15 protein-coding genes are annotated in these 21,921 nt (G+C 67.8%); 9 read left to right on the forward strand and 6 right to left on the reverse strand.

The annotated features are described in order from the left end of the window. Nucleotides 1–228 precede the first annotated feature (228 nt). Nucleotides 229–1,074 (reverse strand): SDR family NAD(P)-dependent oxidoreductase, encoded by an 846-nt coding sequence (locus VFF46_RS03415; RefSeq protein WP_325035524.1) that lies wholly within the window; start codon nt 1,072–1,074, stop codon nt 229–231. A 108-nt stretch (nt 1,075–1,182) separates the two neighbouring features. On the opposite strand from VFF46_RS03415, the gene VFF46_RS03420 reads away from it, so the two are divergent. Next, nucleotides 1,183–1,725, forward strand: a complete 543-nt coding sequence (locus VFF46_RS03420; protein WP_325035525.1) for a PadR family transcriptional regulator — start codon at nt 1,183–1,185, stop codon at nt 1,723–1,725. 54 nt (nt 1,726–1,779) lie between these two features. Here VFF46_RS03420 and VFF46_RS03425 read toward each other — a convergent pair whose 3' ends face one another. Together VFF46_RS03425 and VFF46_RS03430 are read right to left on the reverse strand one after the other, a co-directional pair. Continuing rightward, nucleotides 1,780–4,638, reverse strand: coding sequence for a M36 family metallopeptidase (locus tag VFF46_RS03425; protein ID WP_325035526.1), 2,859 nt, complete (start codon nt 4,636–4,638; stop codon nt 1,780–1,782). Between the two features lie 273 nt (nt 4,639–4,911). Beyond that, nucleotides 4,912–6,123, reverse strand: a complete 1,212-nt coding sequence (locus VFF46_RS03430; protein WP_325035527.1) for a hypothetical protein — start codon at nt 6,121–6,123, stop codon at nt 4,912–4,914. A 324-nt stretch (nt 6,124–6,447) separates the two neighbouring features. Between VFF46_RS03430 and VFF46_RS03435 the strand changes: the two genes are divergently transcribed. The 5 genes from VFF46_RS03435 to VFF46_RS03455 all read left to right on the forward strand — a co-directional run bounded on the left by VFF46_RS03435 (nt 6,448) and on the right by VFF46_RS03455 (nt 12,511). Beyond that, complete coding sequence (locus VFF46_RS03435; RefSeq protein ID WP_325035528.1) at nt 6,448–7,743, forward strand: extracellular solute-binding protein; 1,296 nt, start codon at nt 6,448–6,450, stop codon at nt 7,741–7,743. Between the two features lie 65 nt (nt 7,744–7,808). After that, complete coding sequence (locus tag VFF46_RS03440; protein ID WP_325035529.1) at nt 7,809–8,606, forward strand: sugar ABC transporter permease; 798 nt, start codon at nt 7,809–7,811, stop codon at nt 8,604–8,606. Continuing rightward, nucleotides 8,603–9,415: a carbohydrate ABC transporter permease gene (locus VFF46_RS03445; RefSeq protein ID WP_325035530.1), complete on the forward strand. Its 813-nt coding sequence runs from the start codon at nt 8,603–8,605 to the stop codon at nt 9,413–9,415. The genes VFF46_RS03440 and VFF46_RS03445 overlap by 4 nt, the downstream gene beginning before the upstream one ends. Before the next feature lie 371 nt (nt 9,416–9,786). Then, entirely contained in the window at nt 9,787–10,056 is a 270-nt protein-coding gene (locus tag VFF46_RS03450) for a hypothetical protein (protein ID WP_325035531.1), read from the forward strand. Beyond that, the gene (locus VFF46_RS03455) at nt 10,040–12,511 is read left to right on the forward strand and encodes a GH116 family glycosyl-hydrolase (protein ID WP_325035532.1); all 2,472 of its coding nucleotides are present in this window, start codon (nt 10,040–10,042) and stop codon (nt 12,509–12,511) included. The genes VFF46_RS03450 and VFF46_RS03455 overlap by 17 nt, the downstream gene beginning before the upstream one ends. Here the strand turns inward: VFF46_RS03455 and VFF46_RS03460 are convergent. The 3 genes from VFF46_RS03460 to adh form a co-directional block, all read right to left on the reverse strand. Continuing rightward, nucleotides 12,500–15,907, reverse strand: a complete 3,408-nt coding sequence (locus VFF46_RS03460) for an alpha-N-acetylglucosaminidase TIM-barrel domain-containing protein (RefSeq protein ID WP_325035533.1) — start codon at nt 15,905–15,907, stop codon at nt 12,500–12,502. The two genes, VFF46_RS03455 and VFF46_RS03460, sit on opposite strands and share 12 nt — an antisense overlap. Nucleotides 15,908–16,035: 128 nt before the next feature. Then, the gene (locus VFF46_RS03465; protein WP_325035534.1) at nt 16,036–16,413 is read right to left on the reverse strand and encodes a DUF779 domain-containing protein; all 378 of its coding nucleotides are present in this window, start codon (nt 16,411–16,413) and stop codon (nt 16,036–16,038) included. Then, the gene (gene adh / locus VFF46_RS03470) at nt 16,414–17,937 is read right to left on the reverse strand and encodes an aldehyde dehydrogenase (protein ID WP_325035535.1); all 1,524 of its coding nucleotides are present in this window, start codon (nt 17,935–17,937) and stop codon (nt 16,414–16,416) included. Nucleotides 17,938–18,019: 82 nt separating this feature from the next. Between adh and VFF46_RS03475 the strand changes: the two genes are divergently transcribed. From VFF46_RS03475 to VFF46_RS03485, 3 genes are all read left to right on the forward strand, one after another. Then, nucleotides 18,020–19,471, forward strand: a complete 1,452-nt coding sequence (locus VFF46_RS03475) for a GAF domain-containing protein (protein WP_325035536.1) — start codon at nt 18,020–18,022, stop codon at nt 19,469–19,471. A gap of 78 nt (nt 19,472–19,549) precedes the next feature. Then, entirely contained in the window at nt 19,550–21,700 is a 2,151-nt protein-coding gene (locus tag VFF46_RS03480; RefSeq protein WP_325035537.1) for a (Fe-S)-binding protein, read from the forward strand. Nucleotides 21,701–21,786: 86 nt separating this feature from the next. After that, the gene (locus VFF46_RS03485) at nt 21,787–21,918 is read left to right on the forward strand and encodes a hypothetical protein (RefSeq protein ID WP_325035538.1); all 132 of its coding nucleotides are present in this window, start codon (nt 21,787–21,789) and stop codon (nt 21,916–21,918) included. The last annotated feature ends 3 nt before the right edge of the window (nt 21,919–21,921 follow it).

Here is a 21,921-nt window from a genome sequence, read left to right on the forward strand (position 1 = left end):
GTACGTGAACAGCAGGTTGGCGAGCTTGCTCCGGCTGTACGTGAGGAACGGGTCGAACTCCTCCGGACCGTCCATCAGCCGCTCCGGGACGACCCGTACCGTCCCACCACGCATCGGCGACCGGTGCCCCTCGGAGTTCACGTTCACGATCCGGCCGCCGAGTCGTGGCGTTCGGCGGGTGCCCGGATCGCCGAGTCGTGGATCGTGGTCCCATTTCCACGCCGATACTCACGACTCGGCAGCCTGGGGCTTGAGGTTGTTGAGGCCGGTGGCGGTGGCGAGGAGGCGGTCTCGCCAGGGGGCGGGGAGGCTTGGGAGGATCGCGCCCAGGGTGCGGGCCTCGGCGATCGCGTAGCGGCGTTTCGGGCGACGGGCTTCGACGGCGCGGAGGATCGTCTTCGCGACCTTGTCGACCGGGCCGGGTTTGAAGCGGGTCATTGCCTGCTCGTACGCCGCCAGGTGGGACCGGTAGAGCTTCAGGCGCGCCGGGTCGGCCTGCTGGAGGGTGGCGTCCGCGGCGGCCCCGGCTCGAGTGAAGATCTCGGTTTCGGTGGTGCCTGGCTCGATCACCACGACCGGGATCTTCCACGGTGCGAGCTCCAGGCGGAGCGCGTTCGACACAGCTTCGAGGCCGGCCTTGCTCGCCGACAGCGCGCTCAGGAGCGGCATCGCGACGCGTCCCGTCGCCGCGCTCACATTCACGATCCGCCCGCCACCTGCGCGCAGCAGTGGAAGGAACTCGCGGATGACCGAGGCCGGGCCGATCGTGTTCACCTCCAACTGCCGCCGCCACTCGTCGGCCGGGACCAGTTCCAGTGGGCCCTGCACGATCACGCCCGCGTTGTTGATCACCGCCCACAGCCCGTCCACCTCCCCCGCGACCCGCTTCGCCGCCGCGGCGACGCTCTCCGGGTCCGCCACGTCCAGCGGCAGCACCCGTACCTCCGGCCCGAAATCGGCCCGCCCGCGCGCCCCGGCGTACACCGTGAAGCCCCGCTGCCGCAGCAGCCCGACCGTCGCCGTACCGATGCCGCCGGTCGACCCGGTGACGAGAACCGCTCGTCCCTCCGCCATATCGACTCCCCTTGAGATGTTCTCTAGGACATGTCCCTAGGGACATATCTGAGCATGCACATGTCCGTCGGGACATGTCAAGATGGCGGTCAGGACAAGGAGGAACAGATGTCACTGCGGCACGGTTTGCTCGGGCTGCTCGCGGAGGGGCCGGCCAGTGGGTACGACCTGGCGCGCCGGTTCACCGAGGTGCTCGGCTCGGTCTGGCCGGCGCAGCACCCGAAGATCTACGCCGAGCTGAACAAGCTGGCCGGCGAGGGCCTGGTCGAGGTCGAGAGCGAGGGCCCGCGGCGCCGGAAGGCGTACCGGATCACCGACGCCGGGGTGGCCGAGGTGAAACGCTGGCTGACCGAGGTCGACGTCGACCACACGATGCGCCTGCAGCCGCTGCTGCGTTCGCTGTTCTTCTGGATGATGGACCGCGACGAGCTCCAGCAACACCTGGAGGCGGAAGCGCGGTACTACCGGGACCTCGCCGAGCAGTACACGGAGTACGCCGCCCGCAAGGACCGCGGCGAGTTCGGCTACAGCGAGCAGACCCAGTCGATGCGGGTCACCATCGAGGCCGGCATCCGCCTGTACTCCGCCCTCGCCGACTGGGCCGACTGGGCCCAGACCGTCCCACCCGCCAAGCCTTCCAAGGGCTCCTGAAACGCCGGAAGGCCGGCCGAGCGGATGCTCGACCGGCCTTCCCAACAGCGTTGCCTACTTGGTGCCGAAGACCTGGAGTTCGGTCATGTCGGTGAACTTGCAGCCGCCGAACGCGCCGTTCGGGCAGTTGTTCTGGAAGTCCGGGACCTGCGGGCTGAGCATCCAGAACCGGACGTACTGGACGCCGGTCGCGTTGCCGGCCGGGGCGACCAGGTTGTACTTGCCCCGGTTGGCGGAGGTGAAGGTGCCGGACGCCGCGGTGGCCCAGGTGGTGCCGTCGGCCGAGGTCTCGATCTTGTACTGACCGGTCGAGGAACTCCCCGGGTCACCACAGGTGTTCGACGGGTCGACGTTGAAGTTGCTGATGTTGACCTTGGCCGGCAGCTTGATGTCGACGTGCTTGGCGATCATCTGGTTGGTCGCCGTGCCGTTGTCGTCACCGGTGGTGCTGCCCCAGCCGGTGCCCTGCGCGTTGTCGATGGCCATGCCCGGACCGCACTGCGGGCTGAAGTCCGGACCGTTGAAGCCGGTCACCGTGCCACCGCCGGAGGCGGCCGCCCAGTTGCGGCGCGGGGTGAAGGCGGCCTTGGTGCCGGGGCTGACCTTGACCGGCTGGACGATCAGCTCGTAGCCGGGGGCCGAGACGACGACCTTCGGGTAGGTGCCCGGGGCAACACCGGTGATGGTGTAGTTGCCGGAGGCATCCGTCGTACCGGCGTAGTCACCGGCGTAACCGGACGAGTGGCCGCCGACGTAGACCAGGGCGCCCGCTACCGGAGCACCGGTGTCCTTGTCCGTCACGGTGCCGCTGAGCGTGGTGGTCGCACCCGTCGGCGGCTTGTGGAAGTCCTCCGCCGGGTACGCGTCGCCGCCGTCGACGACACCGGCGTACCAGCCCATGCCGCGGTTGGCGAAGACGGTCCAGATCGTGTCGGCGTTCCGGCCGCCGCTGGCGATCAGGTCGGCCTGGACGATCGCGTTGCGCATGTCGAGCATCGTCGGATCCGCCGGAGCCAGCTCCATCGCGCGGGTGATGATGCTCATCGCGTACGAGCGGCCGAAGCGCTCGCGCAGGTCCCACAGGGTCTGCGCCCAGACCTCACCGGAGGCGTGCACCTCGGGCGAGCCGCCGATGGTCGGGAAGTCGGCGTACGTGTAGCCGCCCTTCGAGCCGTCGGGCTGGATGCAGTTCGGGCTGACCGCGTGCACCCGGCAGTCGATCGCCTGGGTGCGGAACAGCTCGCCGTGGCTGACGTACCGGCCCTCGAGTACCTCACCCGGAGCGGTGGTGTCCTTCTCCAGACCGTGCGAGACCAGGTAGTCCATCGCGTAGAAGTCGCTCCAGGCCTCGCCCATCGAGCCGGCCTGGATGCTGTTCAGCGTGGAGTTCCCGGTGGCGTCGACGACCAGGCGGTTCGACAGACCGTGGGTGTACTCGTGGTACAGGATGCTGGCGTCGTTGGCGCCGCTGGCCGGTACGAAGCCGTTCTGCGCGTCGGTCTGGCCCGGCGCGTGCCACAGGTACATCTGCATGGTCGGCGGGGTGCCGTCCGGCGGGGTGTTCATGTTCGCGTTGTCGATGTGGTTCGCGTCCGGTCCGCCGTTGGCGCCGGTGGCCGCGCCGTCCAGCGCGTTCAGGTGCACCGGGTCGCCGCCCGCGGCGTCGAACGAGCCGGCCGCCGGGGTGAAGCTGATCGGCGGCTTCGCCAGCCAGTCGTGGTAGTTGCTGGCCAGATAGAACGCGTTCGTGACGTCCTGGTTCATGTTCGTCTTCCAGGAGTCCGGCTTCGCCGGGTCCCAGGTGCAGATGAACGAGGCCGAGCAGAACGACGACGCGTTCGGGAAGCTGGTCAGCTTGTACTGCGCGCCGGTCCCGCTGGGCCCCGCCGTGCCGGGCACCTTGACCGTCTCGCCGGGGTTCGGCTGGTTGTCGTCGTTGACGTCCGCCCAGGCCGCGACCGACGTCCCCTCGAGCAGGGTCTTCGCGTTCTTCGGCAGCCACTTGTTGTAGATCAGGTTCTCGACCCGCTGGGTGCCGCCCTTGGGCGCGCCCGGGTAGTAGTCCTGTACGAGCGCGTCGCCGTTGGCGGAGCTGGACAGGCTCCGGCGGTAGAGGAGGGCGCCGGTCTCGGCGTCGATGACGTGCGAGTAGACCTTGGTGCCGCCCGCGTTGACGTAGGTCAGCCAGCCCTTGCGGAGCCCGTCGGCGGTGTGGAACCAGACCTGCTTGGCGGTGTCACCGTTGCTGAAGGTGGTGCTCTCGCCGGACGTCTTCGCGGTCGCGGACTTCGCGCTCCCGCCGACGTCCTCGATGGCGGCGCTGCGGGCGCCGGCCGCGGACAGCTTCGGTGCGGCCGTGGCGGACCGGCTCTGCGCGGCGGAGGTCAGGCCGGCGACCGGCGAGCCCATGATCGAGACGATCTGGCCGTGCTTGGTCACGTTGCCCTTCAGGCCGTTGCCGAAGACCTCGACGCCGTCGACGACCTGGGACCAGAAGACGTGGTGCGTACCGAGGTCGTCGACGTAGTCCTTGCGCAGCTTCAGCGTCGCCAGGTCGGCGTTCGACAGCTTGAAGACCTCGGGGTGCGCCTTCACGTAGTCGAGGACGATGACGTCGGCCTTCTTGGCGCTCTTGCCGGTGAGGAAGCCGTTCAGCTTGGTCACCTGGGCCGGGGTGCCGGTGTTCGGGTCGAGCTCGACGACACCCTGGGTGCCGAGCGAGTTCCGGAACTTCTCGGAGGCCGCGGTCTCCTTGCCGGCCACCTTGGCGGCCCGGGCATAGGTCGTCTTGGCGTCGGGCGTCCGGGCGTCGTAGTAGCCCTTCTGCTCCTTACCGGTGAAGTTCTCCGACTGCGTTGCCTTGCTCTTGTCGGGTCCGGCGGTCTGCGCGGCGTTGGCGCCGCCAGCGGTCATGGCCAGCAGGGTGGCGGCCGCGGAGACGGCCGAGACTGCCAGGAGCCCCCGCCCTCTGCGTGATGTGGTCACAGCAAATCTCCATGGAGTTCGAATCAGCGGGTCGCCCTCCACGACCCGTCCCGGGGGCTGACCCTAAGGCTGCTGACCCGCCCGGGGAAGAGAAATCACCGGATTGCCGCGGAATTGAGGGTTGTCCTTCGTACTGGGAGCAATACAAGGAGCGACCGGAGGATTGCACATAGCAATCGACCGGTCGCTCCCAGTGTTCAATCAGAAGGCGCCGGCACCGTTCGGGGTACCGAGGCCGGTCGGGCCGTCCCAGCCGGTGCGCGCGTTGCACCACTGGGTGGTCGGGCACGTGCCGTTGCTGCCGCTGGTCACGTCGAACAGCGAGCTCGCGTGGCCGTACGGCAACGCGTTGGCGTAGCCGGTGGTGTTGCCGGACAGCGCGTAGACCGCGGCGATGATCGGCGCTGCCTCACTCGTCCCGCCGAACTGCGCCCAGGTGGACGCGGTCCTGCTGGTCGGGTAGTAGATCGCCATGCCGCCCTTGCCCGGGTCGGCCGCGGCGGACACGTCCGCCATCGCCCGCTTCGAGCAGCCGGTGTCGAACGACGACGCCGCGCTCAGAGCGGTGTTGTACGTCGAGCACCCGGAGCCGGCACCGCTCCACACGGACTCGCTCCAGCCCCGCGAGTTGCTCGCGGCAACCAACGACGTACCGCCGACAGCAGTGGTGTACGACGAGGACGCCGGGTAGCTGCCGCCCTGGTAGCCGTTGTCCCCCGTGGACGCGGTCACCGCGATGCCGGGGTGGTTGTAGTAGGCGCCGTACGTCGCGTCGTCCGCGTCGCCGCCGCCGTAACTGTTGGAGATGGCAACGACACCGGGCTGCTTGGCCGCCGTCTGCACCGCGGTACCGAGGTCCGCGAAGCTCGCCGAGTTGGCCTGGACGACGACGATCTTGGCGTCCGGGGCGGCGGCCGAGATCGCGTCGACGTCGAGCGCCTGCTCACCCGCCCAGCCGGCGTTGAACTTCGGCAGCGACGTACCGCCGGTCTGGTTGATGACGCGCAGGCAGCCGTTGGCCGTCGTACAGGCCGACAGCCCGAACTGCGAGCGGTAGACGCCGAGGTCGCGCTCCAGGTTCGGGTAGCCGTACGCGTCGACGATCGCGACCGTACGGCCGTTCGCCTTCAGGCCGGTGAGCTTGTACGCGTCCTGCAGGCCGGTTGGGGTCAGACCGGTCGCCGGCGGCGTACTGGAACGGGGTGCGGCGCCTTTGGCGTCGACCAGTTTGACCGCGTCACAGGTCGCGGTGTGCGCGGCGGTGGTCGCCGAGCAGACCTTCGCGGCATGCTTTCCGGCGGTGTAGGGAGTGGGGGCGCCGACCGCGCCGGACGCGCTGGACATCGCCGCGGTCACACCGACCACGGCAAGCGCACCGGCACTCAGGGCGGAGACGAGAATCCGTTGCCTCAACTGGACTCCTCGAGGTTTGGGCAGGCCTCCGCTGACGGTCCCGATCGGCCAGTGGGCGGAGGCCGGCGTGATTTGGGGGTCTTCGCATCGTCCGCCCGCCGCAGCGCCGGACGCCAGCGATCGGACCACTGACATCTGTCATGGGTGGGGCCGTGACAGATGTCCCGGCCAGACCGGAATTACCGCGTGATCAGGCGGTCACCATCAGTTCTTGGAGCGGTGAAGGATTCCCCCTGAGTTTCCGGGCGCCCGAGTCTTGACAGCGTTTCGGCGGTCGGGACTATGCTGCCGAGAAATCGATTTCCCGTCCAGAGAGGTCCACTGATGGATCAGCGGTTGCTCAGCCGTCGACGGTTCCTGCAGACCACCGGCGGTACGGCGCTGGCCGCCTCGCTCGCCGCCTGCGGTGGTGGCGGTGGCAGCGGCGGGTCGTCCTCGAAGGAACTGTCGTTCGTCTACATGGGCACCGCCGAGCAACAGGCCACCTGGAACAAGCTGTTCGCGAAGTTCACCGCGCAGCACCCGGAGATCAAGCTCAAGGCCGAGGGCATCCCGCTGTCGAACTGGGGCGACTTCTTCAACAAACTGTCCACCCGGATCGCCGGCGGCCAGGTACCGGACGTCATCCAGATCGCCACCGAGGGCCAGCGGCTGTTCGCGTCCAAGGGCCTGCTCGCACCGCTCGACGACTACATCAAGAAGGACCAGTCGACAATCGACGAGTACTACGCGGACCTGGACCCGAACCTGATCGCGTGGGACAAGAAGTACGCCTCCACCGACGGCAAGACGTACTACCTGCCGGGCGAGTTCAACACGATGTGCATGTGGTACTCGAAGGACCTGTTCGCGAAGGCCGGCGTACCGGAGCCGACCGCGAAGTGGACCTGGGACGACTTCCGGCACGCCTGCGAGCAGATCAAGGCCAAGACCGGCGCCTTCGGGTACGCCGCGGACTCGGCGTACTTCGCCGCGATCATGCCGTGGCTGCTCACCAACGGCACCAGCAGCTTCACCGACGACTGGTCGAAGCCGACGTACGACGACCCGAAGGCGATCGAGGCGGCCGACTTCAACCGGAAGCTGGTGGCGGACAAGCTGTCGCCGCCGCCCGGCGGCACGTTCGACGCGTTCACGGCCGCCGCGCAGGGCAAGCTGGCGATGTTCGGCGGCGGGCGCTGGCCGATCATCAGCATCCGGAACCTGAAGGCGACCCAGAAGATGGGCATCGTGCCGTGGCCGACCAAGGTCCGGCAGGGCTCGCCGGTCGGCTGGAACGGGTACCCGATCCTGAAGGCGTCGAAGAAGAAGGACGACGCCTGGACGTTCATCAAGTTCCTGATCTCAAAGGAAGGCTCGTCGACGTTCGCGCAGCTCGGCGGCACCATCGTGCCGGCCCGGAAGTCGATCGCGAACAGCCAGTCGTTCCTCGAGGACGCGCCGTCCGGAACGCAGTACCTGTACGAGGCGCTGAGCTACGCGACGCCGATCCCGTCGCCCGACAAGGGCGCCGCGATCCAGAAAGCGATCGAGGACGGCTGGAAGCAGGTACTGACCGGCAACGCCGCGCCGGCCGACGCGCTCGGCAAGGCCCAGACCACGCTGGAGGGGTTGGTCTGAAACCGCAGCGCAGGGACTGGCTCCCCGGCTATCTGTTCATCAGTCCGGCCGTTCTGCTCTTCGTCGTGTTCGTCGCGCTGCCGCTGGTCGCCGCGTTCGGGCTCAGCCTGTTCCACTGGGACCTGCTGAGTACGCCGGAGTTCGCCGGGCTGGACAACTTCAAGCAGCTCGTCACGGACAGCGCGACGATCCGCGCGGTACTGAACACGTTCGTGTTCGCGCTGTCCTCGGTGGTCACGCACATCGGGCTCGGGATGCTGCTCGCGCTCGGCGTGCACCGGACGATGACCCGCGGTACGAAGTACTTCGTCCGGACGGCGTACTTCTTCCCGTTCCTGGTGTCCTGGGCGGCGGTCGCGCTGATCTGGAAGTACGTGCTGGACCCGACGTTCGGGATCGCGGCGTACTACCTGTCGACCACGACCAACTGGCTGGCGTCGCCGACGTGGGCGCTGCCGACGCTGATCGTGGTCGACTGGTGGCACACGATCGGGTACACGTTCATCATCCTGCTGGCCGGCCTGCAGACGGTGCCGGCGCAGCTGCACGAGGCCGCGCGGGTGGACGGCGCGAACGCGTGGTGGCGGTTCTGGAGCGTGACGCTGCCGGTGATGTCGCCGACGATCTTCTTCGCGACCGTGATCACGTTCATCGGCGCGTTCCAGATCTTCGACCCGATGGTGATCATGACGCAGGGCGGGCCGGACGGCGCGACCCGGAGCATCGTGCAGTACACGTACGAGAAGGGCTTCCAGTCGTTCGAGGTCGGGTACGCCGCGGCGCTGTCGCTGGTGCTGTTCGTGGTGATCATGGTCGTCACCGGGCTGCAGTTCCGCCTTTCGCGCCGGTGGGTGCACCAATGAGGGGCAAGCTGCTCGACCTGGTGCTGGTGCTCGGCGGGCTGGTGATGATCGCGCCGCTGGTGTGGCTGATCTCGAACGCCTTGTCGGAGCCGAACAACGCGTTCCAGCTGCCGCCGCAGTGGATTCCCAAGCCGCCGACGTTGCAGAATTTCCAGCAGGTGCCGGGGCTGATCCCGTTCGCCCGGATGGCGTGGAACAGCCTGCAGATCGCGGTGATCACGACGGCTGGGGCGCTGTTCACCAGTGCGATGGCGGCGTATGCGTTCAACCGGCTGCGGTTCCCCGGGCGGGACCAGATCTTCTCGGTACTGCTGGCGGCGCTGGTGGTGCCGGTGCAGCTGACCGTCGTACCGATCTTCATCATGATGCGCTGGTTGCACCTGGTGGACACCACGGTGGCGATCTGGCTGCCGGCGCTGGTGAACGTGTTCGGGATCTTCTTCCTGCGGCAGTACATCTCGTCGATCCCGCGGGAGCTGGACGAGGCCGCGATCATGGACGGGGCCGGGCACTTCTGGATCCTGTTCCGGGTGATCCTGCCGCTGGCGCGACCCGGTCTGACCGCGCTCGGGATCTTCGTCTTCGAGGCGTCGTGGAACAACTTCTTCTGGCCGTACATCTTCCTGTCGACTCCCGAGAAGATGACGCTGCCGGTGGGGCTGGTGTCGCTCCAGGGCGCGGTCGGCGGCGGGCCGGCCGTCGTACTGTTCGCCGCGATCACGCTGGTGGTGCTGCCGATCCTGATCCTGTTCCTGATCTTCCAGCGCTCCTTCATCGCGTCGATCGCCACCACGGGGCTGCGGGCATGACCGATCACCTGCCTGCCGCCTTCAAAGCCCTCTGGCACGAGCTCCCGCTCCTGGCAACCGCCGGCGTACTTGTATGCGCTGCGACCGCTCTCGTCGTTCTCATCAGTCCTGGGCTCTCGCCGGTTAGCGCTCTGCTTGGTGCATTCGCTGTCTCGCCTGTCTGGGCAGCTGTTGTCGCGACCACGGACGCGGTTGTCCGAGAGCAACCTGGTGGGGTCCCAGCACTGTTCAGGAATGTGCGGAAGCACGCTCTGGCGGGGGTGGAGGTTGGGTTGGTGCCGGGGGTTGTGGTGGCTGTGGGGTTGTTGAACTGGCAGCTGTACACAGGACCCGTTTTCCTGCTTCCGTTGGCTGTGAGCGGGTGTGCGAGCGTGCTGCTACTGCTCGCCTCCTGCTACGCCTTCAGCTTGCGGGTGACTGCTGGGCTGCGCGGGAAGCGGTTGTGGTTCACCGCGCTTCACCTGGTCGCGCGCGCCCCGCTGGTGCCGCTCGGCGTACTGGCGCTGGCTTTTGTTGCGCTGCTGCTCGGTACGTCGGTTACCGCTTCACTGTTGCTCCTCGCCCCAGGACCTGTTGCGTTGTTCGCCTCTGCTGGTACTGCGAGTTCATATGGGACGGAGAAGCATGCACTACACCGGTGACACCCTTCGACACTTCGCACTGCCGCTGGGAGGTCTCGGCACCGGCACTGTCGCGCTGGCCGGCAACGGTGCGCTACGCCAGTGGCAGTTGCACAACCTCGGCAACCACGAGGGTCACGTACCGAACAGCTTCTTCGCCCTGCGCCTGTCCCGCGTGGAGCCGCCGCTGGACGAGGTACGCCTGCTCCAAGGACCGCCTGCCACGCCGTCCAACACTCCTCTGGTGACGGACGACGTCGTACCGGGCGGTGAGCAGGAACTGCACGAGGTCATCCGCCCGATCGGACCGACCACGGTGACTGCTACTTATCCACAGGCACATGTGGATTACGAGACCGATCTGCCCATCGAGTTGAGCCTGGACGTGTTCAACCCGTTGGTGCCGGGTGATGCCGAGGCCAGCTCGCAGCCCGTCGTCGGCTTCACCTTCACCCTGCACAACACCGGTCCGATCGCGCTGCACGGCAAGCTCGCCGCCGCGCTCCAGAACGCGGTCGGCTGGGACGGCGTCACCCCGGTCCAGCAAACCTCGTGCAGCCTGTACGGCGGCAACACCAACCGGCCGCGGCGCCTGGGGGCGTGGAGCTCGCTGGTGTTGGAGAACGGCGGCCTGCCTCTGGATCATCCCGGTGCCGGCCAAATGGTGCTCGCCACCGACAGCGAAGCATTCGCTCACCCACAATGGACGCGACCGGAGGAGTTTGTTGCCTTCCTCAACGGTCCGGCCACCCCGGCAAGCGGGGCCAGCCCGGCAGGCAGCACCTGGAACGGCGGCCTGGCAGTCCCGTTCCACCTGGAGCCCGGCGACACCAAGCAGTTCCGGTTCCTGATCGCCTGGCACTTCCCGAACCGATATGTCGACTTCAACCAGTTCGGCCCGCACCCGGAGTACGGCCACAGCCGCTTCTGGCTCGGCAACGCGTACACCCGCCGTACGCCGGACGCTGTCGCCGCGGCCGAGCATTTCATCGAGCACTGGGACGAGCTGCAGCACCTGACCACCCAGTGGACCGAGGCGTTCGACAACAGCTCCCTCCCCGGCGAAGCAGGCGCCCGACTCGCAGCGCTGGCAGCCGACGTACGCAGCCCAACCGTCTTCCAAACCGCACAGGGCGACGTGCTCGGCTTCGAAGGCGTCCTCGGCGCCTCCACCGTCATGTGGGGTGAGCGGTACGGCGGCTCCTGCCCGCTCAACTGCACCCACGTCTGGAACTACGAGCAGACCCTGTCCCGGCTCTTCCCGGCGCTGGAGCAGAACATGCGTGACACCGAGTACGACGTCATGCAGGCCCCCGAGGGCTACATCCCGCACCGCGTCCGCGCCCCGCTCTACATGAAGCAGCTCTGGGACGTGGTCATCGGTGGACCGGAGGAGCCCGCACTCGACGGCATGCTCGGCAACGTCCTCAAGACGTACCGGGAGGTGCGCCAGGGCGCCGGCCTCGACTGGCTGCGCCACCGCTGGCCGAACGTGGTACGTCTCCTCGACCACATCCACGGCAAGTGGCTGCGAGACGGCGTACTGCGTGGCATCCAGCCCAGCACGCACGACATCGACCTGTGCGGCGTCAACTCGTTCATGGGCACCCTGTGGCTGGCCGCGCTACGTGCCGCCGAGGAGATGGCGCTGCTCCTGGGCGAAGACTCCAAGCAGTACCGCACGCACTTCGAAACCGGCAGCACGGCGTACGACGAACTGTTGTTCACCGGCGAGTACTACCGGCAGATCCTGGACCCGGATGAGACCCGTGACTTCCAGTGGGGCGACGGCTGCCTGGCTGACCAGCTGATCGGCCAGTGGTGGGCACATCAGCTGGACCTCGGCTACCTGCTCCCGGAGGAGCACGTGCGTACTGCGCTGCGCAACGTGGTCCGGCACAACCTCCGCACCGACTTCCACGACTTCGAGCACCCGTACCGCGTGTTCGCCGACGGCGACGACACCGGCCTGCTGATGTGTACCTGGCCGCACGGCGGGCGCCCCGACGTGCCCACCCGGTACTGCGACGAGGTGTGGACCGGCTCGGAGTACCAGGTCGCCGCGCACTGCCTGTACGAAGGCCTCACGGACGAGGGCATGTCGATCCTGCAGGGCCTGTGGACCAGGTACGACGGCACCCGCCGCAACCCGTTCAACCCGATCGAGTGCGGCGACCACTACATCCGCAACGCCGCCGGCTGGTCCGTACTGGAGGCTCTGACGGGCTACAGCTACAACGCCGTCGCCAAATCCATCACCTGCGCCCCGATGAACCTAGCCCGCGCCAACGACACCTGGCGCTTCCCCTTCACCACCAACACAGGCTGGGGAATCGCCACCCATTCCTCAGGCACTCTGACACTCACCTGCGCAACGGGGCACCTCGACCTCGCAACCGTGACGGTCGACGGCACCACCTACACCGTCGACACCACCGTCCGCCCCGGCAATCCGTTGGTCGTCTCAACGACCTGAGACAGTCACCTCCGTCAGGTGGAAGGTGTTGTTGGCCGAGTTGCTCAACCCTTCCACCCGGACGTACCGCGCCGTGGCCTCGGTCCTGAACGTGTCGCCTGCATCGACCACAGGCGCCGTGCCGAACCGGCCACCCAGCAGGAACCAGTTCGTCCCGTCCAGACTGCCCAGCAAGCGGTAGTTGTAGTACCGCGTCCCGTCCACGTAGTTGCGGACGTTGACCGTCGACACCGCGGACGGCGTACCCAGATCCACCTGCCACCAGGTCGGCCCCAACGGCCCGCCCCAGTACGGGTTGTTGGACCGGCTCCCGTCGTTGGCTGCCGTCGCCGGGTGCCCAGCCTCTTCACCGAGCGCGGTGACCGGCTTACGCACACTCAGCACCGCGTCACCCGAGCTGTCCCGCGGCGCGTACGGCGCAACCGTGAACCCGTGGAACGTCGCGACCCCAGTCGTCCCGGTGTGGCTGTTCACAGCACTCATGAACACCCCGACGTCCTGCACGGCTGCCGCACCCGGCACCGTCGCCGATCCGGCGACTGTCCAGTTCACTCCGTCCTCACTGCACGCCCCACTGACCTTCCCGCCGAGGCGAGCGATCCGCACGTACACAGGAGCCTTGAAGCCGTCCGCAGCCGTGTAGCTGTCCAGCGTCCCGTCCCCGTTCGAGTCCCAGCTGAACAGGCACCCGTGGTCCGGCGTGACCGCAATGTTGGCGTCCTCAACCAGCAGCCCAGCCCGCGCATATGGCGAAGTCCGGTCCTGCGAAGTGACCTTGGTGGTCACCGACTGACCCTCCCCGAGTATCTGCTGCTGGTAGACCGCTCCGTGCTCGTCAGTGCCCTTCCACATGTCACTACCACCACCAGCGATGCCCACACGGTCACCTGACACCGCAAAGGAAGCGTCATTGGTGGACACCGTCTTCCAAGGCGCACCAACGTCCCCACTCACCAGCAGCCGAGTGCTAGCAGCCTCGGAAGTGCCCTCCCAGTTAACGGTGGCAGCCAACACCGGCACGTCCACCGGCCGCGCACCAGCCGGCACAGTCACGTCGTACACCGCCTTGAACGTCCCGCCCGCAGGAACCTGCGCAGCCACCGACGGCCCGACGGCCTTCACACCGTAGGACGGCGGCACTGTCAGCCCGACCCGCACGGCATGGGCCGCGCGGAGCGTGTTGGTGTTGCTGTACGTCGCCGTGACCCGCACCGTCGTACCGGGCCGAGCTCCGCGCACGGCCGGCTCAACACTCAAGGAACCGCTCGGAATCGCAGCAACCCGCGAGGCCAACTCGTACGCGTCCCCACGCGCCTTGACCGGGTACTGCGTGTCCGTGTGCGCCCAGCGCTCCGCGTACGCCTTCCAGTCGATCGGAGCCGCCGGCTGACCGGTAGACAGCGCCTTGTCGAGCGCAGCGAAGTACGTCCGCCAACGGCCGCCGTAGTAGTCACCGACCAGCCCGTTCCACTCCCTGCGCGCGTAGTCCTGCAGGGTCGCCGTAGCAGTCCAGTCAGTGATCAGCGTGCGTACGTCGTACCGCAAGGCTGCTGCTTCTTCCGGGCTTGCGGCCTCTGCCGTCGCACCAGCCAGCCAGGAGCCGAGCAGGAAGTTGTCGTCAGTACCGAGCAGGTCGTCGAGCAACTGGATCCGCTGCAGCCAGTCCGCGGTCAGCTTGCGGAACTCCTGCAGGTCATGCGCCTGATAGGCGGCCGAGATCCGCGGCAGCAACGTACGGCTGTCGTTGGCGACCACCTGCCGCGCTACGTCGACCAGGTCATAGCGGTACGCCGTACTGCCCCGCAGCGCGGGCGGAACCGCCAGCAGCTCGCCTAGCGCCTGGCGGAACGCCTCCGGGTCGTACGGGATCGCCGTACCGCTCACACCGAGGCTGGGCTCGTAGTCGAACAGCCCTGTCGGGTGCTTGCTGTCCGCGGCCGCCGGCCAGCTGTAGACGGTGCTGCCGAGGATCTTCCACGCGGCGATCGCATGCGGATCCGCCACGCCGTACCGGCTGGTGGCGTAGTCGGTGAACCACTGCTGCAGGTCCACCGGCTCGCTCTGCCAGGCCAGGTCGGTGAAGAACGCGACCGCGGCCGGGTTGTTGTCGATCGCCTCCGGCATCAACGCGATCCCGTTCAGCGCCGTACCCGGTTTGGCCAGCCAGGCATGGAACTTCTGGTTCCACGCGGCCAGGCTGGCGCCCAGGTTGGAGTGCCCGCCGAAGTTCCAGATCGTGCCGAACGCGTACGGCGTGCCGAGGAAGTCTTTGTCCCGGTCTGTGATGTTCGACGCCTCGGAGATCCCGTCGACGACCAGCATCTTGGAGCGGTCGATGGATTGCAGCGTGGCCGGCAGCGGGTTCTTCTGCCAGCCGAGGATCGCCCAGATCGCACCGGGGTGCGCAGCTTCCAGGGCGTTCTGCACGGCTCGGGAGGCGTCCGGCACGCTCACGTCACCGGCCGTACCACCCTCGTGCAGCAGGTCCATCTTGTACATCGTGCTGGGACCGAACAGGTCCGTTTGGACCCGGTAGAACTCTGCGGCGACCTGTGCGAACACAGGGTTGGTCGGGTCCAGCCAGTCCGGTCGGGCGAGCCCGTCCCAGGTGCCCTGCGGGACAGTCTTGGCGCCAGGGTTCTTACTGGCGAAGCCTGGCGGCACGGTGCCGAAGTACCCCGGAAGAACCGGCACCATGCCCAACTCGCGCAGGTGGTCGGCCATCTGGCGCCCCAGTACCGTCCGGCGGTCGATCAGCTGCTGTGAGATCGGGCTGCCGAGGCAGCACTCGTTCTGCAGGAGCCACCACGCCTGGTGCGCCGGCTGCGGGATCCACGCGCGCAGCTCGTCGGCGGAGTACCCGAACTTCTGGAACGCCTGCTCGTAGACCGCCTCTTGGCCTTCGTACACGAGCACCTCGTTGATGCCGTGCAACGCCAGTACGTCGATCCGCCGTTGCCACTGCGACCAGCTCAGGTACGGCCCGGCGTACCCCTCGTTGGTGTCGTTCAACGCGAACCGGTTGTCGACCGACGCGCGCTGTTCCGTCGGCTGCGCGGGCAACGGGAGCGTCGCGGGCAGGTTCAGCTGCTCGCCCTCCAACTCGATGTCCGCGTGCGCGACATGCCGCAGGTACCAGCCGAACCCGGTCAGCTGCACGGCCGGCGTGGTGCCCGCGATCAGCACCTTCCCACCGGCCGATCCGACCCGGAAGAAGTCCTTCCCGGCGCCGCGATCGAACGTCTGCAGCACGACCTGATCGGCGTACCGCTGACCGACCAGCCGGACCAGAGCATCCCGCGCCGGCCCCACCACCGTGGCGGGCGCCGTCGTCGGCGCGATCAGAAACGACAGCGCCGCCACCACACCGGCCAGCACCAAACGGGCAGATCTCATTCGAGTCACCTCGGGCGAAGGCAGATTCCGAAAGATCTTTCCGAATCAGCCTTCCGGTCCCGTGAGGATCTGTCAACCGGAAGGGAGTGCCGGCCGCCCGGCAACGCCACCGGACGGACGGCACTCGTTCAGAGGAGTCCCAGTTCGGCGGACTCTTGGTCGGTGAACAGCCGGGAGCGGATCAGGAACCGGACGCCCTCCGGGGCCTCCACGGAGAATCCGCTGCCACGGCCCTTCACCACGTCGACGGTCAGCTGGGTGTGCTTCCAGTACTCGTACTGGTTCGCGGACATCCAGAACCCGATCGGCTTGTCCACACCGTCGACGACCAGGTCACCGAGATGCACGTCCGCGGCCCCCGTTCGGAACTCACCGTCCGGGTAACACATCGGCGAACTGCCGTCGCAGCAGCCACCGGACTGGTGGAACATCAGCGGACCGTGCATCCCGGTGAGGCGGCGCAACCACTCCGCCGCCTCGTCGGTGAGCAACACCTTCTCGACCACTCAGAAGAACCCGAGCTTCGAGGGGCTGTAGCTGACCAGCAGGTTCTTCGTCTGCTGGTAGTGGTCGAGCATCATCTTGTGGTTCTCCCGGCCGATGCCGGAGTTCTTGTACCCGCCGAACGCCGCGTGCGCCGGGTACGCGTGGTAGTTGTTCGTCCAGACCCGCCCGGCCTGGATCTCGCGGCCGGCCCGGTACGCCGTGTTGATGTCCCGCGACCACACGCCCGCGCCGAGGCCGTACAGCGTGTCGTTGGCGATCTTCATCGCGTCCGCGTAGTCGTCGAACCGGGTCACCGAGACCACCGGGCCGAAGATCTCCTCCTGGAAGATCCGCATCTTGTTGTCGCCCTCGAAGATGGTCGGCTGGATGTAGTACCCGCCGGCCAGGTCGCCGCCGAGCTCGGCCGGAGCGCCACCGGTGACGACGCGGGCGCCTTCGTCCTTGCCGATCCCGATGTAGGCGAGGATCTTCTCGTACTGGTCGTTGCTCGCCTGGGCGCCCATCATCGTGTCGGTGTCCAGCGGGTTGCCGAGCTTGACCGCCTGCGTGCGCGCGGTGGCATCGGCCAGGAACGAGTCGTAGATCGACGACTGGATCAGCGCCCGCGACGGGCAGGTGCAGACCTCGCCCTGGTTCAGCGCGAACATCGTGAAGCCCTCGAGCGCCTTGTCGTAGAAGTCGTCCTTCGACGACGCGACGTCGGCGAAGAACACGTTCGGGCTCTTGCCGCCGAGCTCGAGCGTCACCGGGATGATGTTCTCGGACGCGTACTGCATGATCAGCCGCCCGGTCGTGGTCTCACCAGTGAACGCGACCTTGGCGACTCTGTTGCTGGAGGCAAGCGGTTTGCCGGCCTCGACGCCGAACCCGTTGACGATGTTCACCACGCCCGGCGGCAGCAGGTCCGCGATCAGCTCCATCAGCACGTGGATGGAGGCCGGGGTCTGCTCGGCGGGCTTCAGGACGACGGCGTTGCCGGCCGCCAGCGCCGGGGCCAGCTTCCAGACCGCCATCAGGATCGGGAAGTTCCATGGGATGATCTGCGCGACCACGCCGAGCGGCTCGTGGAAGTGGTACGCGATCGTGTCGTCGTCGATCACCGACACCGAACCCTCCTGGGCCCGGAGCGCGCCGGCGAAGTACCGGAAGTGGTCGACCGCCAGCGGCAGGTCGGCGGCCAGCGTCTCGCGGACGGCCTTGCCGTTGTCCCAGGTCTCGGCGACCGCGAGCAGTTCGAGGTTGGCCTCGATCCGGTCGGCGATCTTGTTCAGGATGTTCGCCCGTTCGGCCGGCGAGGTCCGGCCCCAGGCGGGCGCGGCTCCGTGCGCGGCGTCCAGCGCGGCCTCGACGTCTTCGGCCGTACCGCGGGCGATCTCGGTGAAGTTCTGACCGGTGACCGGGGTCGGGTTCTCGAAGTACCCGCCTTTGACCGGCGGCACCCATTCGCCGCCGATGTAGTGGTCGTAGCGCGATTTGTACGCGACCGGGCTGCCATCCTGCCCGGGAGCTGCGAAGATCGTCATAGGTCCTCCAACCGATATGGCGTTGGACCGAACCTAGGGAGCGTGACGTTGCACCGACGTTGCAACGTGAAGTGAGGGTTCTATGGACGCACCGGAGCAGGCCCGCCGGTTGAGCGGGCTGTACGACGACGTGCTCGGCGGGAGCCGCCCCGCGACCGACCCGCGCCCGCTGGTGGCCGCCTCCTGGCAACGCTCGCTGGCCGCCGCGGTCGACCCCGAGCTCGACGCCCCGCCGGTCGTCGTCGACCAGCAGACCCTCGCGGCGCTCCGGGAGAACCACCCGTTGCGCGCCGTCCTACCGGTCCTGCGGCAGACCCTGACGACGATCGCCGACGAGGCATCGCACATCATGATCGTCACCGACGCGCAGGGGATGATCCTGTGGCGCGAGGGCGCCGCCGACGTGAAGCGCACCGCGGACCGGATCGCGCTGTCCGAGGGCGCGGTCTGGTCCGAGGACAAGATCGGTACCAACGGCATGGGTACGGCGCTGGCCGTCGGTGAACCGGTGCAGATCCACTCCGCGGAACACCTGGTACGGCGGATCCACGAATGGACCTGCGCCGCCGCGCCGGTGCACGACCCCGACACCGGCAAACTGCTCGGCGCGGTGGACGTCTCCGGGCCGCTGCGTACCGTCCATCCCGCGATGGTCGCGCTGGTGACCGCGGCCGCCCAGCTCGCCGAGGGTCAGCTGAAGGTCCGGATGGCGGCTGCCGACGAGATGCTCCGCGCCCGCAACATGCGGCACCTGATGGCGCTGGGCGACGCGCCCGGTGCGCTGCTCACCCCGACCGGCCGGGTGCTCGCCGTACAGCCGCTCGAGTGGCTGCCGGACCGCCTCGTGGTCCCGGACGGCGCCGACCGGATCGACCTCGGCGACGGCCGCGAAGGGCTGGTCGAGCGCCTCGACGAGGGCTACCTGCTGCGGATGCCCGGTACGCCGGTCCGCCGTACGCGCCCGTCCCTGCGCCTGAAGCTGCTCGGCTCCGGGCAGCCGATCGCGGTCGTCGGCGGCCGCGAGATCGCGCTCACGTTGCGGCGGGCCGAAGTACTCGCACTGTTACTACTGCAGCCGACCGGGCTGACCGCCGAGCAACTGATGCTGCAGCTGTACGGCGACGAGGGCAACCCGACGACGGTCCGCGCCGAGATGCACCGGCTGCGGAACCTGCTCGGCGGCGGCGTCCTCGACACGAAGCCGTACCGGATCATCGCGGACGTCACCGGCGACGTGACCGAAGTACAGCAGGCGCTCCGCGCCGGCGACCTGGCCAAGGCCCTCGAGCTGTACGCCGGCCCGCTGCTCGCCCGGTCCGACGCACCGGCCCTGCGCTCCGAACGCGACGAGCTCGACGCGACCATCCGCCGCGCCGCCCTCGACGCGCACAACACCGACGCGCTGTGGAAGTTCGCCCAGACCACGACCGGCGCCGAGGACCTGGAAATCTTCGAGTCCCTGGAAGCCGCCCTCCCCCCACACGACCCCCGCCACGCCGCGGTCACCGCCCGCCTGCACCGGTTGCTCGCCTAGGCGTGACCCGGAACACGCGGGCGTGATGAGGGCCGCAAGGACATGACTCACGAGTAACCAACCAATAACATCCCTGGTATGCAGATCCTCGCCATCGTCGTCTCGCTCGCGGTGACCCTGGTCGCCGTCGCGCTGTTCGGCAAGACCATCGGGCAGATCGTGTCCGTGATCAAGCTCGGGCAGCCGGCCGGCCGGACGAACGACCCGGGCAAGCGGACCCTCACCCTGGCCAAGGAGTCCCTCGGCCACACCCGGATGCTGCAGTGGAGCCACATCGGGGTGATGCACTGGTTCGTCGCGTTCGGGTTCATCGGACTGTTCCTGACCCTGGTGACCGCGTTCGGCCAGCTCTTCGACCCGCACTGGGCGCTGCCGGTCATCGGGCACTGGTTCGTGTTCGAGTGGGTCAGCGAGGCACTCACCTGGACCGGTCTGGTCTCGATCGTCGGCCTGATCGTCTACCGGCTGCTGCACCTGCCTCGAGGGGACAAGCCTCGCTCGTCCCGGTTCTACGGATCGACGGCCTGGCAGGCGTACTACGTCGAGTACACGATCCTCGGCGTACTGATCTGCATCCTGCTGCTGCGCGGACTCGAGTACCAGCTCGGCGACCACGACAAGTTCCACTACCCGATGACGTTCTTCATCGGCAGCGGCTTCTTCGGCGGCCTGAGCGCGCACGCGCTGGAGAACACGGTCTTCCTGATCGCGATGATCAAGATCCTGATCTCGTTCGCCTGGATGATCACGATCTCGCTGAACGCCACGATGGGTGTCGCGTGGCACCGGTTCACCGCCTGGCCGAACATCTGGTTCAAGCGCGAGGCCGACGGCGGTACGGCGCTCGGCGCGCTGCAGCCGATCATGGTGAACGGCGCGCCCATCGACTTCGAGAACATCGACGAGCTCGACGAGGACGCGGCGCTCGGCGTCGGCAAGGTCGAGGACTTCACCTGGAAGGGCCTGCTCGACTTCACCACCTGCACCGAGTGCGGCCGGTGCCAGTCGCAGTGCCCGGCGTGGAACACCGACAAGCCGCTGTCGCCGAAGCTGATCATGATGGGCCTGCGCGAACACGCGTACGCCAAGGCGCCGTACCTGCTGGCCTCCGACGACGAGAGCCGCAAGTCGCTGCCCGAGCTGGTGCTCGCCGAGCAGGAGAAACCGTTGGTCGGACCCGCGGACGTCGCGGTCATCGACGAGGACGCGCTCTGGGCCTGTACGTCGTGCGGCGCGTGCGTGCAGCAGTGCCCGGTCGACATCGAGCACGTCGACGCGATCATGGACATGCGCCGGTACCAGGTACTGATCGAGTCGTCGTTCCCGTCCGAGCTCAACGGGCTGTTCAAGGGCCTGGAGAACAAGGGCAACCCGTGGAACATGAACCCGTCCGGCCGGATGGACTGGGCGAAGGACCTGCCGTTCGAGGTCAAGCAGGTCGGCGCGGACGTCGAGTCGCTGGACGAGGTCGACTACCTGTTCTGGGTCGGCTGCGCGGGCGCGTTCGAGGACCGCGCGAAGAAGACCACCCAGGCGGTCGCGGAGTTGCTGAACATCGCCGGCGTCTCGTTCGCCGTACTCGGTGATGGCGAGACGTGTACGGGCGACCCGGCGCGGCGGTCCGGTAACGAGTTCGTGTTCCAGCAGCTGGCGATGCAGAACGCGGAGGTCTTCAAGGAGGCCAAGGTGCGCAAGGTCGTCTCGACCTGCGCACACTGCTTCAACACCCTGAAGAACGAGTACTCCCAGCTCGGCGTCGAGCTCGACGTCATCCACCACACGCAACTGCTGAACCGGCTGGTCCGCGACGGCAAGCTGACCCCGGTCGCGCCGGCCGACAGCTCGCTCAACGGGCAGAAGATCACGTACCACGACCCGTGCTACCTCGGTCGCCACAACCAGGTGTACGACGCCCCGCGCGAGCTGCTCGACATCATCCCGGGCGCGGAGTACGCCGAGATGCCCCGCAACCGGACGAAGTCGTTCTGCTGCGGCGCGGGCGGCGCGCGGATGTGGATGGAGGAGAAGCTCGGTAGCCGGATCAACCTGAACCGGACCACCGAGGCGGTCGAGACCGGTGCGGACAAGATCGCCACCGGCTGCCCGTTCTGCCGGGTGATGCTGTCCGACGGCCTCACCGCGAAGCAGGCCGACGGGTCGGCCCGCGAAGAGGTCGAGGTCCAGGACGTCGCCCAACTACTGCTCAGCTCGGTGAAGCGCGGCGAGTAGCTGCAGCTAGCTGCAAACTCCTTCCTCCTCAGGTGGTCCAGACCGTAAGCTCCTGCGGCTGCATCATCTGGGGAGGAAGAACCGCCATGAAGCTCCGCGCCGCGATCGCCATCGTCGCCGTCCTGCCACTAGCCCTCGGCCTGGTCGCCTGCGACCACAAACCCACCGGCTACCGCCCGTCGGCACCGGCCACGAATACGGCCCAGCCCGCAAAGTAGGCC

This window comes from Kribbella sp., assembly GCF_035655035.1.
GTDB lineage: Bacteria > Actinomycetota > Actinomycetes > Propionibacteriales > Kribbellaceae > Kribbella.